The organism is Bacillus sp. LR--39, from assembly GCF_053613335.1.
On the sequence record NZ_JBSIOT010000088.1, the window covers coordinates 1 to 1,768 of the forward strand.

General features: G+C 48.1%; 2 protein-coding genes and 1 pseudogene. All 3 read left to right on the forward strand.

Annotated features, from left to right (window positions below; all coding sequences use genetic code 11):
• Window positions 1–780, forward strand: a 780-nt coding sequence (locus ACWHAR_RS20550) for a glycosyltransferase family 4 protein (protein WP_452087669.1), incomplete at its 5' end; no start/stop codon positions are given.
• On the forward strand, window positions 777–1,613 hold the full coding sequence (gene epsE / locus ACWHAR_RS20555; protein WP_452087670.1) for a glycosyltransferase EpsE: 837 nt from the start codon (window positions 777–779) through the stop codon (window positions 1,611–1,613). The genes ACWHAR_RS20550 and epsE, both read left to right, overlap by 4 nt.
• A pseudogene (locus tag ACWHAR_RS20560) lies at window positions 1,606–1,768 on the forward strand (glycosyltransferase family 1 protein); the annotation flags it as partial. The gene epsE and the pseudogene ACWHAR_RS20560, both read left to right, overlap by 8 nt.

Consider the following 1,768-nt stretch of genomic DNA (forward strand, 5'->3'; position numbering starts at 1 on the left):
AAAAATTGGCTTCTTTACTATCCGGTTGAGAAATGGCTTTCAGCATATACAGACTGCCTGATTACGATTAATGAAGAGGATTACATACGGGCGAAAGGACTTCAAAGGCCGGGCGGAAGGACGCAGAAAATTCACGGCATTGGCGTCAACACCGAGCGTTTCCGGCCTGTCAGTCCGATAGAGCAGCAAAGACTCAGAGAAAAGCACGGGTTCTGTGAAGATGATTTTATATTGGTTTATCCGGCTGAGCTCAATCTGAACAAAAACCAGAAGCAGTTAATTGAAGCCGCAGCCTTGCTAAAAGAAAAAATTCCTTCGCTCCGCCTTGTGTTTGCCGGGGAAGGGGCAATGGAACAAACGTATCAAACGTTAGCTGAAAAGCTTGGTGCCTCCGCCAATGTCTGTTTTTACGGCTTTTGCAGCGACATACATGAGCTGATTCAGCTTGCGGATGTATCTGTCGCATCCAGCATTAGAGAGGGCCTCGGCATGAATGTGCTTGAGGGAATGGCGGCAGAAAAACCGGCGATCGCCACAGATAATCGCGGGCATCGGGAAATCATTCGCGACGGAGAAAACGGTTTTCTGATCAAAATCGGTGACAGTGCTGCTTTTGCCCGCCGGATTGAACAGCTTTACCATAAGCCGGAGCTCTGCCGAAAGCTGGGACAGGAAGGCCGAAAAACAGCCTTGCGCTTCTCGGAGGCGCGAACGGTGGAAGAAATGGCAGATATTTATTCCGCGTACATGGATATGGATACAAAGGAGAAAAGCGTATGAACTCAGGACCGAAAGTTTCTGTCATTATGGGCATTTATAATTGCGAACGCACTTTGGCAGAAAGCATAGAATCCATACTCAGCCAATCCTATAAAAATTGGGAGCTGATTTTGTGCGATGATGCGTCAACAAACGGCACGCTCCGCATCGCGAAGCAGTATGCCGCTCATTACAGCGACCGCATCAAACTGATTCAAAACAAAACAAATAAGCGGCTTGCCGCATCATTAAATCATTGTCTTTCGCATGCGACAGGCGATTATATCGCACGTCAGGACGGAGATGACCTTTCGTTTCCGCGCCGTCTGGAAAAGCAGGTCGCGTTTTTAGAAAAGCACCGACACTATCAGGTGGTTGGCACCGGCATGCTTGTGTTTGATGAATTTGGCGTAAGAGGCGCCCGCATTCTGCCTTCTGTTCCGGAGCCGGGCATCATGGCAAAAGGGACCCCATTTTGCCACGGCACGATTATGATGAGAGCGAGTGCCTACCGCACGCTGAAAGGCTACCGGTCGGTGCGGCGAACGAGACGAATGGAAGATATTGATTTGTGGCTTCGCTTTTTTGAAGAGGGCTTCAGGGGCTATAATCTTCAGGAAGCCTTGTATAAAGTGAGGGAAGACAGCGATGCATTCAAACGGCGGTCATTTACGTATTCAATCGACAATGCCATCCTTGTCTATCAGGCGTGCAGACGCTTGAAGCTTCCTTTATCTGATTACATATATATCGCAAAACCGTTAATCCGCGCGTTTATGCCTGCAGCCGTGATGAATCGCTACCATAAAAAAAGAGTGATGAACCAAAAGGAAGGGCTTGTCAAGCATGAATAGCAGCCAAAAACGCGTGCTCCATGTTCTCAGCGGCATGAATAGGGGCGGCGCGGAAACCATGGTGATGAATTTATATCGGAAAATGGACAAAAGCAAAGTGCAATTTGACTTTTTAACGTATCGAAATGATCCGTGCGCTTACGATGAAGAGATTT